Annotated in this window: 13 protein-coding genes; 5 read left to right on the top strand and 8 right to left on the bottom strand. The window is 65.0% G+C overall.

Going from position 1 to position 13,441, the window contains the following annotated elements:
* Position 1 precedes the first annotated feature (1 nt).
* Entirely contained in the window at positions 2-1,519 is a 1,518-nt protein-coding gene (locus A5732_RS06385; RefSeq protein WP_076056504.1) for a carboxylesterase/lipase family protein, read from the bottom strand.
* A gap of 79 nt (positions 1,520-1,598) precedes the next feature.
* On the opposite strand from A5732_RS06385, the gene A5732_RS06380 reads away from it, so the two are divergent.
* Positions 1,599-2,273: a hypothetical protein gene (locus A5732_RS06380; RefSeq protein ID WP_076101558.1), complete on the top strand. Its 675-nt coding sequence runs from the start codon at positions 1,599-1,601 to the stop codon at positions 2,271-2,273.
* On the opposite strand, the gene A5732_RS06375 is transcribed toward A5732_RS06380, so the two are convergent.
* Both A5732_RS06375 and A5732_RS27545 read right to left on the bottom strand, forming a co-directional pair.
* Complete coding sequence (locus tag A5732_RS06375; RefSeq protein WP_253189015.1) at positions 2,263-3,231, bottom strand: SDR family NAD(P)-dependent oxidoreductase; 969 nt, start codon at positions 3,229-3,231, stop codon at positions 2,263-2,265. The genes A5732_RS06380 and A5732_RS06375 overlap by 11 nt on opposite strands.
* Positions 3,228-4,451 (bottom strand): cytochrome P450, encoded by a 1,224-nt coding sequence (locus A5732_RS27545; RefSeq protein WP_081389621.1) that lies wholly within the window; start codon positions 4,449-4,451, stop codon positions 3,228-3,230. Before A5732_RS27545 ends, A5732_RS06375 begins: the two co-directional genes overlap by 4 nt.
* A gap of 93 nt (positions 4,452-4,544) precedes the next feature.
* On the opposite strand from A5732_RS27545, the gene A5732_RS06365 reads away from it, so the two are divergent.
* On the top strand, positions 4,545-5,174 hold the full coding sequence (locus A5732_RS06365) for a TetR/AcrR family transcriptional regulator (protein ID WP_076101555.1): 630 nt from the start codon (positions 4,545-4,547) through the stop codon (positions 5,172-5,174).
* Positions 5,175-5,185: 11 nt separating this feature from the next.
* Here A5732_RS06365 and A5732_RS06360 read toward each other — a convergent pair whose 3' ends face one another.
* From A5732_RS06360 to A5732_RS06345, 4 genes are all read right to left on the bottom strand, one after another.
* Complete coding sequence (locus A5732_RS06360; RefSeq protein WP_076056510.1) at positions 5,186-5,800, bottom strand: hypothetical protein; 615 nt, start codon at positions 5,798-5,800, stop codon at positions 5,186-5,188.
* A gap of 165 nt (positions 5,801-5,965) precedes the next feature.
* Positions 5,966-6,784: a mycofactocin-coupled SDR family oxidoreductase gene (locus tag A5732_RS06355; protein ID WP_076101553.1), complete on the bottom strand. Its 819-nt coding sequence runs from the start codon at positions 6,782-6,784 to the stop codon at positions 5,966-5,968.
* A gap of 13 nt (positions 6,785-6,797) precedes the next feature.
* Complete coding sequence (locus A5732_RS06350) at positions 6,798-7,880, bottom strand: NAD(P)H-dependent amine dehydrogenase family protein (RefSeq protein WP_076101552.1); 1,083 nt, start codon at positions 7,878-7,880, stop codon at positions 6,798-6,800.
* A 64-nt stretch (positions 7,881-7,944) separates the two neighbouring features.
* Positions 7,945-8,733: an SDR family NAD(P)-dependent oxidoreductase gene (locus A5732_RS06345; RefSeq protein ID WP_065055089.1), complete on the bottom strand. Its 789-nt coding sequence runs from the start codon at positions 8,731-8,733 to the stop codon at positions 7,945-7,947.
* Positions 8,734-8,935: 202 nt separating this feature from the next.
* Here A5732_RS06345 and A5732_RS06340 point away from each other — a divergent pair, with 202 nt between their 5' ends.
* Positions 8,936-9,535 (top strand): TetR/AcrR family transcriptional regulator, encoded by a 600-nt coding sequence (locus tag A5732_RS06340; protein ID WP_076101549.1) that lies wholly within the window; start codon positions 8,936-8,938, stop codon positions 9,533-9,535.
* Between the two features lie 8 nt (positions 9,536-9,543).
* On the opposite strand, the gene A5732_RS06335 is transcribed toward A5732_RS06340, so the two are convergent.
* Entirely contained in the window at positions 9,544-10,647 is a 1,104-nt protein-coding gene (locus tag A5732_RS06335; protein WP_076101547.1) for an NAD(P)H-dependent amine dehydrogenase family protein, read from the bottom strand.
* Positions 10,648-11,084: 437 nt separating this feature from the next.
* On the opposite strand from A5732_RS06335, the gene A5732_RS06330 reads away from it, so the two are divergent.
* Together A5732_RS06330 and A5732_RS06325 are read left to right on the top strand one after the other, a co-directional pair.
* Positions 11,085-11,732, top strand: a complete 648-nt coding sequence (locus tag A5732_RS06330; protein ID WP_170880177.1) for a hypothetical protein — start codon at positions 11,085-11,087, stop codon at positions 11,730-11,732.
* A gap of 164 nt (positions 11,733-11,896) precedes the next feature.
* Complete coding sequence (locus A5732_RS06325) at positions 11,897-13,426, top strand: nitric oxide reductase activation protein NorD (RefSeq protein WP_076101544.1); 1,530 nt, start codon at positions 11,897-11,899, stop codon at positions 13,424-13,426.
* The last annotated feature ends 15 nt before the right edge of the window (positions 13,427-13,441 follow it).

The raw sequence follows: 13,441 nt of genomic DNA, 5'->3' as shown, positions 1-13,441 counted from the left end.
GTCAACGCGCCAATGAGAAGCCGTCCCATGCCATTCGGCGATGCTGATGCGGATCGAACTCGACGCGGGACTTGCGGTCGAAGACCATCACGGCCCGGTCCTCGGCGGTGTAGAGGGGCCAGTCCTCCCCCGGCACGCCGGTGCGGCTGAAGGCCCGCCAGCGGCGCTGCACCTGATTGCTCACCCGCAACGCGGCCCGCCGGTCGGCCGCCGCGGTCAACAACGCGCCGAATCTGGTGCGGTAAACGTCGAAAACCGCGAGCAACTCGGTGGCATGCGTGGCTCCGAAACCGGACCAGCGCAGCGTGCGCGGGGCGTAGTCGTAGCGGTAGAGGTACGTCGGCGCGTGCGCGCCGTGGGACTCCGCGATCTGCCAGGCCGCCGACGCGAACGCGAAGTCACCGCCGAGCTGGATGCACGCCGCCCGCTCGGGATAGTCCGGATATGCGGCGGTAATGCGTTCGCGGATAGCGGGTTCGGCCTCGGCGAGCAGCTCCTCGACCATCGTCTCGTTGGTCGGCAACATCGCCAGGAACCGGGTGAACAACCGACCTTCCTCGGCGTTCGTGCCCACGATCAGCGGGACCCGGTGGGCCTCGCCGCGCCGCATCGCCTCCACCGGATCCAGCGGCAGGATGTCGTCACCGAAGACGGGGCCGATCGGGAAGGCGCCCAGCCTGTTCCGCATGCCCTCGTCGATCAATCGGTGCTGGGTTTCCACCAGTTGGGCGGCGGAGACCGACATCAGCGCGTTGGCGGCGTCCTGCCTGCGCACTCCGAGCAGGTTGGCAAAGCGGTTCGCGAACTCTGCGGCAACCTCTTTCGACCGCACCAGACCCGAGGCCGGACTTTCCGAGATCGCCCGGGCGAACAGGCCTTTGGCGGCGGGCACCGCCAGCAGTGAGGCGGTGATGCACGCGCCGGCGCTCTCGCCGAAGATGGTGACGTTGTCCGGGTCACCGCCGAACCCCGCGATGTTGTCGCGAATCCACTGCAGCGCCAGCACCAGGTCGCGCAGGTACAAGTTGCTGTCGATGGTGATCTCCGGCGTCGACAGGGACGAGAAGTCCACGCACCCCAGCGCGCCCAGCCGGTAGTTCACCGAGACGTACACACATCCCCGGCGTGCCAAAGCAGCGCCGTCGTAGAGCGGCGTGGCCGAGCTGCCCAGGAAATAGCCGCCACCGTGGATGAACACCATGACCGGCAGTGGTCCCTCGACCGCACCCTCGGGTGCCACGACGTTGAGGGTGAGGCAGTCCTCGCTCATCGGCTGATAGCGGCCCCCCAAACCCGACATGCCGAGCAGGGTGTAGCGGCGCTGCTGGGGCGCGCAGTTGCCGAAGCCATGGCAGTGCCGGACACCCGACCACGGCTGGGCCGGCTGCGGCGCCCGGAAGCGCAGGTTTCCCACCGGTGGACGGGCATAGGGGATCGACCGCCACCGAGTGACCCCGTCGCGGGTGAAGCCTTCGACGGTGCCGATGGCCGTGCGTGCGCGGACAGTGCGCTGATGCATAACCCGACGGTAACCGACATGACTGTCGTAACGCGCGCGCAGCGCCTTAATCGCCCGGCGCGCCGGTTAGCCTGGCTGGATGCGGATAGCTGCGGTGATCGCCGCGTCACTAATGGTCGCCGGGTGCTCACATGCCACGGGCGGCCATTCCGAGCCCACCGGAAGCACCACCCAGGCATCGACCGGCGCCGGGGCGCCGGGAAGCAAATCGCCCGCACCGGCCGCCGCGCCGGCCGCGGGAGCGGCAATCTCTGACGTCATCGCGTGGATCGAGGCCGGTCACCAGGTCGATCCGGGCCGCTTTCACACGGCCACGCGCGACGGTGCGGCCACGCCACTGGGCCACGACATCGCGCTGACGGCGATGGCGGGCAAGGTCTCGTGCATGACCGATGCCAAACACACGGGCGGCGCGCTGGCCTGCCTGGTGAGTCTGACCAACCCGCCGCCGGCGCCCGCCACGGCCTATGGCCAGTGGCAAGGCGGCTGGATCGGCTTCGACGGGGTGAACCTGCAGGTGGGATCCGCCCGAGCCGATCCCGGTCCGTTCATCAACGGCAACGGGCCGGAACTGGCGAACGGGGATTCGCTGTCGTTCGGTGACTACCGGTGCCGCGCCGACCAGTCCGGTCTGTATTGCGTGAACTACGCGCACCAGTCGGCGGCCAAATTCAGCCCCGCCGGCATCGAGCCGTTCGGCTGCTTGAAGCCGGCGCCACCACCGGACGGTGTCGGCACGGCGTTCAGGTGCTGAGGCCGGCCATGATGGTCGCGAAGAGCTCGCTCATCTCGTCGGCGGTTCCGCCCGGCACGGTGTAGCCGGTTTCGTCGCGGATTTCCGCGAGGTGATCGCGCACGTCCTCGATGGACAACCCGGGCCGGTAGAAACCCTTTGTCCTGCCGATGAAGAACCGCGAAACATGGCCGGCGCCAACGGTATAGATCTCCCCCGACACCGGACAGTCACGATGGGTCAGGAATGCCGCCACCGGAGCCACCAGCGCTGGATCCAGCTTCTGAAGATATTGGCCCACAAGGTCGTCCAGCACCGCCTGTGCGGCGGGATCGTCGGGCTGCGCGGCGCCGTCCACGGAGTGCGCCAGCATCCGGGTGTAGGCGATCGGGGCGAGGGCATTGACCTTGATGTTGTGGTCGGCGCCTTCGGCGGCCAGCACGCGGGTCAGGCCGATCAATCCGGTCTTGGCCGAGCCGTAGTTGCTCATTCCGGCCGCCCCGAGTATTCCTGCGGCCGAACAGGTATGGAGGATGCGGCCATACCCCTGTTCGCGCATGGCTTTCCAGGCCGGCCTGGTGACGTAGAACGCGCCCTTGAGATGCACGTCCAGCAGTGGCTCGAACCGTTCCGCGGTCATGTCCTCGAACGGCGCGTCCCCGACGATGCCGGCGTTGTTGATCAGGATGTCGACTCGTCCCCATGCGTTCAGCGCGGTGTCGACGATCGCCTGTCCGCCTTCGGGACTGGTGACGCTGTGGCTGTCCGCTACGGCGTCACCGCCGAGGTCGCGGATCTCGGCCGCCGCGGTATCAGCGGCTCGGCTGTCGGTGCCGTCTCCGGTCACCGAGCCACCCAAGTCGTTGACCACGATGCGCGCACCACGGGAGGCCAGCAGCAGCGCGTATTGCTTACCCAAACCGCCACCGGCGCCGGTGATGACGGCGACCTGGTCGTCAAACCTCAGCTCGCCGCTCACCAGCTCACCGGAAGTTCTTTCATGCCGTAGATGTTGGCGTCTTTGAATCTCAGCTGCTCCGGCGGCACCGCCAGTCTGAGCCCGGGCAGGCGGCGCGCCAGCGTGGCGAACGCAACCTGCATTTCCACGCGGGCCAGGTTCGCGCCGATGCATTGATGCACGCCGTAGCCGAAGCCCAAGTGCCCGCGGGTGTTTCGATCGACGTCGAAGGTTTCGGGATTGTCGACGAACTCGGCGTCCCAGTTCCCGGCGAGCAGGCTCATCATGACGTACTCCCCCGCGCGAATCAGCTGACCACCGATCATCAGATCTTCGGTCGCGATGCGGTCGACCTGGCTGTGCACGATGCTGAGGTAGCGCATGAGTTCTTCGACGAGGTTGGCGATGACGGCGGAGTCGTCGGTATGTCCGAGTCGCTCGAACACGTCGGGATGTTCCAGTAGCGCAACCGTTCCCAGCGAGATCATGTTGGCGGTCGTTTCGTGGCCTGCCTGCATCATGATCACGGCGTTCATGGCCGTGGTGGCCTGGTCGAGTTGGCCCGTCGCCACGTATTCGGTGACCAGCCGGCTGATCAAGTCATCCCCGGGTTCGCGCGCCTTGCGCTCCACCAGTTCCTGGATGTAGGCGTACATGGCTCCGAACGCCTGTCCCTTTTCCGCGTCGGTCGATTTCTGGTCGAGCCCCTTGGTGGTGTTGGACTGGAAAAGTTGGAGGTCTTCGGGCGGCACTCCCAGCAGCAACGCGATCACCATCGACGGGACCGGCAGGGCGAATTCACGCACCAGATCGGCCGGTGCGCCGCCCTCGATCATCTGGCCGAGATAGTGGTCGACCCATTCCTGAATGTGGGGGCGCATCGATTCGCAGCGCCGGAAGGTGAAGTTGCTCGTCATCATGCGGCGCAACCGATGATGCTCGGGATCGTCGGTCCGCGCGAACATCACCGGGACCTTGTTCTCCTCGTCCTTCGGCATGATCGAGTCCGAAATTGTCTTCGCGGACAAGCGCGGATCGACCAGCGCCGCCCTGATGTCCTGGTAGCGGCTGACCACCCACACCGGGTTGCCCTGAAACATCGCCTTTCGGAGCCCGGGTTGCTCCCGCCAGTCCCCGAATTCGGACGGGGGCGCGAGTGGGCAGCGTGCGGGCCGCGGTAGGGGCAGCACCGGAAGACCGGCGTCGGAGCAGGAGTCGGAAGTCTCGAATGATATTGACATGAACCGCGTTTCCCATTAAGTGTCAGATACCTGCCAGTTGTAGAGCGTAAAGCGACGGGTTGCCGGCAGTCAACCGTCAGTTACGCTGTCACGATGACCGCGGTCGAAGACCGGCCGTTGCGGGCCGACGCGGCGCGCAACGTCGAGCGCATCCTGCGCGCGGCGCGCGAGGTCTACAGCGAGATGGGGCCCGACGCCCCCGTGGAAGCGGTCGCTCGCCGGGCGGGCGTCGGCGAGCGGACCCTCTACCGCAGGTTTCCCGCAAAGGCCGACCTGGTCCGCGCGGCCCTGGATCAAAGCATCGCCGAGGACCTCACGCCGGTGATCGAGAAGGCGCGCCGCGCCGAGGATCCGCTGCGCGGTCTGACCCAGCTGATCGAAGCGGCGATCTCGCTGGGGGCGCGGGAACACAGCCTGCTGACCGCCGCGCGGCGCGCCGGATCACTCACGTCCGACGTTTCGGTCTCGCTCAACGACGCGCCCGGCGAGCTTGCCCGCGCGGGCCAGCGAGCCGGCACTATCCGCACCGACCTGGTCACTGACGACCTGCCTCGCCTGGTCGCGATGCTCTTCAGCGTGCTGTCGACCATGGATGCGGGCAGCGACGGCTGGCGACGCTATGTCGCCCTCGTCGTCGACGCGATCTCGGTCAACGACCGTCAGCCGCTGCCTCCGGCCGCTGCCCTGCGCTATGAGGTGCAGCCGGACAGCTGGCCCCTATGACGAGCGGCCGCTCAGCCGGCCGGTAGGCCCGCTTTGACCGCGTCGTCCTGCTTACGGGCGAGATCGAGCATGATGTCGGCCGGCGTGGGATTGCCGATGACACAGTCGGACTCCAGGTCGACCATGGCCCTGCCCTCGACGAACACCGCCTCGGAGATCTCCATCGGGTTGGCCGGGTCGGTTCCCTGCCCGATCACCATGAACCCGTTGGTGCCGACGTCGATGGGCTGCTGCTGCCCGTTGACCTTCTTACCGACGACGTCGCGCATGTTCGCCGCGGTCTGGGTGGCCGTGGCCGCGTCGGGGAACACCGCGATCGTGTCGATGATGGTGCGCTTGCCGTCGGGGTTCTTGAAAACCTGTCCCACGCCGGTGATGCCGCTCGGATTCTGGGTCGGCGGCCCGTCAACGGTGGCGTTGGGGCCGACGTCGCCGGGCTTGATCAGCAGGTTGCTGTAGTCCGCCGGCGCTCCTGGCGACGCGCTCGTCGGGGAGCCCGACGAGGCGGCCGAGCTGGACGACGAGGCCGAACCGGATGACGCCGTGGGGCTCTTGCCTCCGCCGCAGCCCACCACCGCCGCGCCGATCAACACCGCGCTAGCCGTCAAGCCGAGCACCGTCTTCATAAGGGCTCTCCTTTTGAGAAGTCAGCTATTTGTATCCGTTACCGCGCGCGCCGGCAGGCGAACACGCGAAATTCGGCCGCCAGACGAATGTCCATCTGACAGCCCAGCCTATGGGGTTGACGCGATCTCAGTAAGGGTGCGCGTTGACAGGGACCTTGTGTCGTCCTAGTTGATGGTCACTCCCGCGTCGACCTTGAACTGCAATCCCGTCACATACCTGGACTCATCCGATAGCAGGTACAGCACAGCGTTACTGACGTCGACGGGCTCGACGGCCGGCGTGGGCATCGCATTGACGAAGATGGGAATCAGGTCCGGGCGTTCCTCGGAGAAGACGGCTCCGATCGACGGAGGGATCATGCCGGTCGGGCACCCGGTGGGATGCACAGAATTGACGCGCACGCTGTGCGCGGCCAACTCGTTGGCCAACCCCAACGTCAGGCCCACGACACCGTGCTTGGCAGCGGTGTAAGGATGCTGCAGTGGAAAGCCTTTGATGGCGCCCGCGGAGCTGATGTTCACCAGGCTGCCGCCGCCTTGGTCAAGCAAATGCGGGATCGCCGCCGCGCACGTATTCCAGGTTCCGATCAGGTTTACATCGACGACCGTGCGCCAGTCGTCGAGAGTTGTGGTGTTCCATGGCCCGACGGTTAACACACCGGCGTTGGCCACTGCGCCGTCTAGGCCACCCAGTTCGCCGACGCCGTCATCTACGGCCTTGCGCAATGCGACATCGTCGCGGACGTCGACGATATGACCTACGCAACGTGGGCCCAATTCCCTAACCAGCTCTACCGTTTCGGCGAGATCTTCCTCTGTGGCCAGAGGATATTCGATCTGCGGCAGCGATTGGCAGATGTCGACCAGGATCAGGTCGGCGCCCTCCTGCGCAAGCCGCAGCGCATGGCTGCGGCCCATGCCGCGGGCGGCGCCGGTAATCAGAATGCGTTTACCGGCAACGCGTCCCGAAGGTGATGCCGTCATGCAACAAATCCGGTTAGTGCTCGTTCCACATCAGGCCTCGCATCGTTGCGGAGAGTGGGATATCCTCCACGCCGATCAGCCCCTGGGGCGCGCGGCATACCCAATCGATCGCATTGACGGCTCGGCCGGCCGTCGAAATGCAGCCGGCATCAGTGGAATCGAAAAGAGCGTGCGAAACGTGGGTGTTGATTTCGACCCGCGGTTCGCCCTCCACAACGACGCGATGAACCCCGGTGTGGCCGTCGGGCGGGAATTCCCAATCGGGCGCCGCGCCCTGGGTGAGCCTGGTGACGTGCTCGAGGGTGATGACCGGTTCGCCGCCGCGCACGCCCTCGGTGGCGAACCGCACCGCCGCCATCTGTCCGGGCTCCACGGTCATCATGGTGCAGTCGATTCGCTCAGGGGTATACCAGGGTTCGCAGCGCTGGCGCACGTCGTCGAGCTTTATGTCGAGGTGGTCCGCCAGGCTTCGGACCTGACCACCCCACATTGCCACGATCACCCCGGGCAGGAACATCATCGGCGGGTCGTCGTCCGGTGTCGATCCGAAACCCATTGCAGCACCAGTGAACTCGGCATCATCGTAATTACCGTAGTCGAAGATCTCCTGGACGGTGATCGAGGAGACCCGGGTGGTCAGGCTCACTGCCGAGTGCACCAGGGTATCGCCGGAGAAACCGGGGTCGATGCCGTTGACGTAAAGGGAGGCGTTGCCGGCCGCGCAGGCACGCTCCAGGGGCTCTCGCAACCAGTCGTCGGCGTGGCGAGGCGTGACCAGCCAGACCATCGATGTACCGACCACGTTGGTGCCCGCCGTGAGGAACTTGGCCATCTGTTCGATGGCTTCCATCGGCCGAGTCTCACCCTGAGACGTGTAGACCACGCAGTCGGCGCCGAGGGCCACCAGGCCGTCGATGTCGTCGGTGGCGATGATGCCGGTCGGTTCGTCCAGTCCGCACAACTGCGCCGCATCCTGACCGATCTTCTCGCTGCTGGCGGCATGCACGCCGACAAGCTCGAGATCGGGTCTGCCGATGATTGCTCGCAACGAATGCCGGCCCACATTACCGGTGGAGAATTGAATGACTCTGCGCATGGTTATTCTCGTCCTTCCGGCGGTGGGTGATGACCCATCATGACGCGCTCAATCACAGCGCAGGTCAGTAATCGGGTATCGGCAGCGGCGAATTGTTCGAATCGATGCCGCCATCGACGTGGAACGTCGCGTTGGTCGCGTAACAATCGCGCGTGGACAGGTACACCGCGAGCCGTCCGAGATCCTCGACGTCGCCTAGCCGATGCAGCGGTGTAGCCTCCTGCATCTTCTCCAGCGACCCGGGCATCAGATCCAGGCTGCCCTTCAGACCGTCGGTGGCGAAGGACCCCAGGGCGATGGCGTTGACGCGAATCTTGGGGGCGAGTTCCTGTGCCATGGCGCGGGTAAGCGCTTCCAGGCCGCCCTTGGCAACGCAATACGCGGTCAGCGCCCGGATGCCGAATCGCGCCGAGCCCGACGAGATATTGATGATGGAACCATGTCCGGCGCTGAGCATGTGTGGCGCCACGAGCTGACTCATGATGAAGGCCGACGTCACACACCAGTCGAACGTGTGCCGGAAATCCTCGTCGGTGATGTCAAGGAACCGCGCGTAGGTCGACCCGCCGACATTGTTGACCAAAATGTCGATGCGGCCGAGGCGATCCATCGCCGTGTTCACGACCCGCTCTGAATCCGGACGACTCATCGCGTCCGCGACGAGCGCCAGCCCCTTGCCGCCCGCGGCCTCGATACCCTCAATCGTGCCAACGATATCCGCCTCGGTCCGCGCGGTCCCGACCACCGTGGCGCCCGCCTCCGCCAGCACCCGGGCAATGCCCGCTCCCACACCCTTCCCCGCTCCCGTGACGATCGCGACCTGTCCGTCCAGCCTGAACTGCTCCAATGCCATGCTGGCTCCTCCGATGTGTGGGTGCGCGTTCAATCTATGAAGCTTGCTGACTAAAGTCAACGAATTCATGAGGCCGATATCCGTCAGAGTGCGGAGCGCTCAACAATGACACGTTGTGCGAGCCTTTTTGGCTGGGACACGGCATACTGGTCGGGTTAGCCTCGAAACTCTGACATGAGTCAGGTCAACCGTGAGGAAAGCAATGGCTGTGACGGACCGGTTGTCGGCACGAGAAGCTAAGCGCCTGCGGACGCGGGAGCGATTGATGGGCGCCGCGATCGGTGAGTTCGCCCGCGCCGGGATGGCCGAGGCCGACGTGGGGGCCATTGTGGCCGCAGCGGGCGTCGCCCACGGGACCTTCTTCTTCCACTTCCCCACCAAAGAGCATGTGCTGCTGGAGCTGGAGCACCGCGAAGAGGACCGAATCGCCAAGCAGTTCGCGCAATTCCTGAAGTCCAAACACGACCTCGCCTCGGCATTGAATGAGGCAGTCCGATTGGTCGTCGGATTGGAACGCCGCCTGGGCGATCGACTCTTCAATGACTTTCTCGCGCTGCACTTCTCCCAAACCCGTCCGCAGACCGAAGACGGCCGGGATCACCCGCTGATCGTCTTGGTCGCCCAAGAGATCGCGCAGGCCCAAGAACGCGGCGAGACCGATGCGGATGTCAATCCAATGAACAGTGCGGTGTTCTTCTTGCTGGGTCTCTACGCGCTGTTGATCACCACCAACCACTGGCCGACTGGCCGCACGCTGCTGGAAGACTATGTCGCGAGGACTTTGCGAAGCTTAAAACCATGACGCGGACGTTAAGGCCGTACGACACCACGCAGCGGCATAAGCCCGAGTTCGTTGTGGGACATGAACCCCGGCGGAGCGTCGCACACTGCGGGAATGGCGTTCGCGGGGCCCATCGCAGTCCAGGTGTAGCCGGGCAGCGCGTAGCCACCATTCGGGTCCTGCGCCCCCTGCAGGATCAGCTCCGTGGATGAATCGCCCTCAATCACTATGCGGTAGTGGTAATGCTGAGGCCAATCCTCCTGCGGTTCAATGGCATCGAACGTGTCCATCGTGTATATCTCATGAAAGATCAAAAGGGGCTTGCCCTCCACCCAAGCGGTCCACTTGTGATGCTGGCGAGCAACCGTGCCCTTCTTGATCACGCCCTTGAAGCCCGGCATGTCGCTGGTCTCTCCGCCCTCGAAGGGGATGTCGCGCGTGGCGCACCCTAGCTCCACCTCAGTCGTATATTTCTCGACTGTCTTACCCATTCCCTCCACAACCATTGCCATCGACTGAGCGAACAGGGGCCATGCCTGTCCCAACAGGTTCGGGCCGTCCTCAAACCCGGCAGGATCGCTCCCCATTCCCATCTCATGCAGGTACTTCAGCGTGTCCCGACCAAAGTTCACCACCTCGTAGATGTGAATGGTGTCAATCTGGCTGACGATTCGTGCCAGCGTCAGAACGAGTAGGTCTCCGGCAAAGCCCGGGTTGACACCACCTGCATGAAACGACGTCCCGCCCTCATGGCAAGCGGCATCGATCTTGTCGACGTCCGCCTTGCTGTGTTCGGTTCGATACCACCAGGCGCCACCGGAGGCGACGACATTCTTCCCCCCGCGCAGTAAGCGGCACACCTCATCGGGGTCAGACCATAGCGGCGCATAGAACACGCAATCGGCGTCGAGTGCCTCGATGGCAGCCTTGTCGGTGGTCGCGCGCACCCCGGTCGGCGCTTTGCCGCAGAGCTCGCCGGCGTCCTTGCCTACCTTCTCCGGACGATTGCACAGGACTCCGACCAGTTCATAGGCAGGATTGTGCACGAAATGACGGAGCGCTACCGTGCCGACATTCCCTACGCCCCATTGAATTACGCGATACTTTTTCTCGGCCGGCGGCTTGGGTGTCATCGCTACTCCTTTGCACCAGCGCTAGCGCGGACGAACCGTCTTTCGCCGCCGGCACACGATGCCGCAACGGCTGAGCGCCCGCTGAGCGTAGGCGTCCGTTGAATGATGTGTCAACGACTGAGAGCTGACTTTCGTCAGTAACTTCCACCCTGCGCAGCCAACGGAGGGCGCCACGCCGAAGGTGGACAGGCCGGTTATGCCTCGGTATAACAGCGAGACGCCGCCAGTGTCGTGGCGGCCCGTACCAACTTCGCGGAAAGTCCGCATGGCATCTTCTGCTGACTTCAGTCAGCCTGTTATAGTGCACGAGCGATCCAATCAGCAGACGGGGAGGATTTGTGAATCTGCCGAAGCTGCACCAGCGCAATGCCGGCAGCGAGAACCTCGCCCCGACCGCAAGCGACACCGCACAGGCGAGTCTGACCATCGACGAGCACATGGAACGCTCGCAGTTCGCGCAGCGCCAGGCCGACAAATGGCTCATCTCCGGCAGTCTGCTGATCGGCACTGCGGCCCTGGGCATCTTCGGCCTACCGCTGTTCCTCTGGGGAGTGCGGTTGCTGCGCCGGGCCCAACGCGACGGCCTCTCGGTACGGCCGATGCTGGTCACGCTGCTCGGCTACCTCGTCATCATCGACGCCGCGATCAACACCGTCGGATGGGCCTTAGACCTGGTGGCAAACCACACCATCCTGGCCCGCGTGCTGCTCAACGGCTGGGGCAACATGTTCGACGCCGGGTACTTCTGGCACTACAACGAGTTGTGGGTCGGCGGCGCGGCGGGCCCCGGTGAAAAGGCCTTGGAAGTCGGCCTTATTCTGACCGTCTTCACCATGCGCATCGCCGCGGCCATCGGCTTCCTGCAGATGAAGCGCTGGGGCCATCAGTGGATGGTCATCACCTGCTGGATGGGCGTGGTCATCTGGATCACTTACGTCTTCAACATGACCATGTTCGCCGATGTGCGCTTCGCCGGAGTCGTGCTGCCCGTCGTCGGCTGGTGGCTCTACGACATCTTCTACATCACCCCGTTCCTGGCCATCCCCTATCTGCACACCGTCAACCGCGAACTCTTCTCCGACTGAAATGTGCAACCTGAAATCCATTACGCCACCGAGGAAGTCACATCATGGGCTATCTATGGGAAATCCTTCGCTACGTCGCCGCGTGGGGCGGCACCGGACTGATCATCTGGTTCTGGTACTGGCTGTTCTCCAACATCGGCACGTTCTGAACCGCGGATTCGCCGATGATTGACCAGTCCGACGGTCACGCGATGGCGCTGGAACGGGGTTGCTCCGTGACGGCGGTCGCGCTCAGCGACCAGCGTCGCGAAGGCGTCCGCATGGTCACCGGTGAGCGGCGGGGTTTCGGTGTGAACGCAGCGCTCACGTTCGTTCATGTTCCTTACCCCGCGCCGCCCGATTGGACACGCAGGACCCTGACATGCGGTGTGGCGCTGCAGTGTTCGCCGTCGAAGGAACGCGTCACGGAGTATCGCCTCAACGAGCTTTCCGCCCGCGAGCTGCGTGCGCTCACGCTTGTCGAGGCCGGCGTCGCCCTCGGCTGGATCACGTCGCGGTGGCCCGGCCTGCTGCCCGAGGCCCGACGATGGCTGCCCGAAGTCCACATCGAAGACGGCGACATGTCCGCCATGCGGATGCTCGAACTGGCAATCGCATTGGCGGCCACGCGCCAGGAATTGGCCCTCCACCCGCTGCTGGGCTCGTTGCCGCTGGCATACACCGCGCCGCACGGATTGGCCGACAAGCTGCGTCGCAGCTTCGGCAGGATGCCTTGGACCACAACACAGAAGCGCCTGCCGCGACCGTATTCGGTTCCGGTCGGCGGCGACGGCGGGGTCCGCAACCCCAACTTGCCGCCGCCGAGCCGGCCGCAGGACAACGATCTCGACATCACACCGCAACATCGGCCCGGGATCCCCTATCCCGAATGGAACATGTGGACACAGCGATTCATGCAAGACCACGTCGCCGTTGTCGAGCACGCCGACGGGCGGCACGCCCGCCGCCCGGTGCCGGTGGCCGTCGACGTGCGCAAGTGGTTCGAAGAACACACCCACCGCGCGATGACGAACCGCCTCGAAGACGGCTCCGACCTCGATGTCGACCAATACGTCAACCACTACATCGATCTCGCCACCGGCGAGGCCAAGGAGCCGAAGGTGTTCCGCGACCTGCTGCCCAGCAGCCGCGACGTCACCACGGCGCTGCTGCTCGACGGCAGTTCGTCGCTAGGGGTGCACGGCGGGCGCGTATTCCAGCTGGAATTGTCTTGTGCCGATGCGCTTTCGCGGGCCATGACGCTGGCGCGCGAACGGCACGGTGTCTTCGTCTTCACCGGCAACACCCGCCATCGAGTCGAAGTCCGCTGCCTGAAGGACTTCGAGGACCGTCGGTTCGTACCGCCGAGCGGGCTCGGCCTGTGCACCCGCGGATACACCAGACTCGGTGCGCCGCTTCGCCATTTGACGAGCCGGCTGCTGGCGCAGGCTTCCGAGCGCCGGCTGCTGATCGTGATCGGGGACGGACTGATCTCCGATGAGGGATACGAGGGCCGCTATGCCTGGGCCGATGCCGCGCACGCGGTTCAGGAGGCCAACGAGGCCGGGGTGTCGATCTACTACGTGGGCGTGGGTCCCACCCGCGTCGATCCCCTGCCCGAGGTGTTCGGGCCTCGCCGGTCGCAGCGGATCCGGCGCATCGAGGAACTGCCCCGGGTATTGGCCCATGTCCATCGTGAACTGGTCGCCGCGTGAGGGCCGGCCTGCTGA

Origin of the sequence: Mycobacterium colombiense, from assembly GCF_001953985.1 — a bacterium.
In the GTDB taxonomy this organism is placed as follows: domain Bacteria; phylum Actinomycetota; class Actinomycetes; order Mycobacteriales; family Mycobacteriaceae; genus Mycobacterium; species Mycobacterium colombiense_B.
Note: the sequence above shows the minus strand (reverse complement) of the source record. Positions and strands in the feature narration are given on the sequence as shown.

Bases quoted from the DNA above. Each gene is read 5' to 3' on its own strand.
- A5732_RS06330 (WP_170880177.1), top strand. From the start codon at position 11,085: ATGGAACGCTCGCAGTTCGCGCAGCGCCAGGCCGACAAATGGCTCATC.
- A5732_RS06365 (WP_076101555.1), top strand. From the start codon at position 4,545: ATGACCGCGGTCGAAGACCGGCCGTTGCGGGCCGACGCGGCGCGCAAC.
- A5732_RS06355 (WP_076101553.1), bottom strand. From the start codon at position 6,784: ATGACGGCATCACCTTCGGGACGCGTTGCCGGTAAACGCATTCTGATT.
- A5732_RS06325 (WP_076101544.1), top strand. From the start codon at position 11,897: ATGATTGACCAGTCCGACGGTCACGCGATGGCGCTGGAACGGGGTTGC.
- A5732_RS27545 (WP_081389621.1), bottom strand. From the start codon at position 4,451: ATGTCAATATCATTCGAGACTTCCGACTCCTGCTCCGACGCCGGTCTT.
- A5732_RS06340 (WP_076101549.1), top strand. From the start codon at position 8,936: ATGGCTGTGACGGACCGGTTGTCGGCACGAGAAGCTAAGCGCCTGCGG.
- A5732_RS06335 (WP_076101547.1), bottom strand. From the start codon at position 10,647: ATGACACCCAAGCCGCCGGCCGAGAAAAAGTATCGCGTAATTCAATGG.
- A5732_RS06360 (WP_076056510.1), bottom strand. From the start codon at position 5,800: ATGAAGACGGTGCTCGGCTTGACGGCTAGCGCGGTGTTGATCGGCGCG.
- A5732_RS06350 (WP_076101552.1), bottom strand. From the start codon at position 7,880: ATGCGCAGAGTCATTCAATTCTCCACCGGTAATGTGGGCCGGCATTCG.
- A5732_RS06380 (WP_076101558.1), top strand. From the start codon at position 1,599: ATGCGGATAGCTGCGGTGATCGCCGCGTCACTAATGGTCGCCGGGTGC.
- A5732_RS06385 (WP_076056504.1), bottom strand. From the start codon at position 1,519: ATGCATCAGCGCACTGTCCGCGCACGCACGGCCATCGGCACCGTCGAA.
- A5732_RS06345 (WP_065055089.1), bottom strand. From the start codon at position 8,733: ATGGCATTGGAGCAGTTCAGGCTGGACGGACAGGTCGCGATCGTCACG.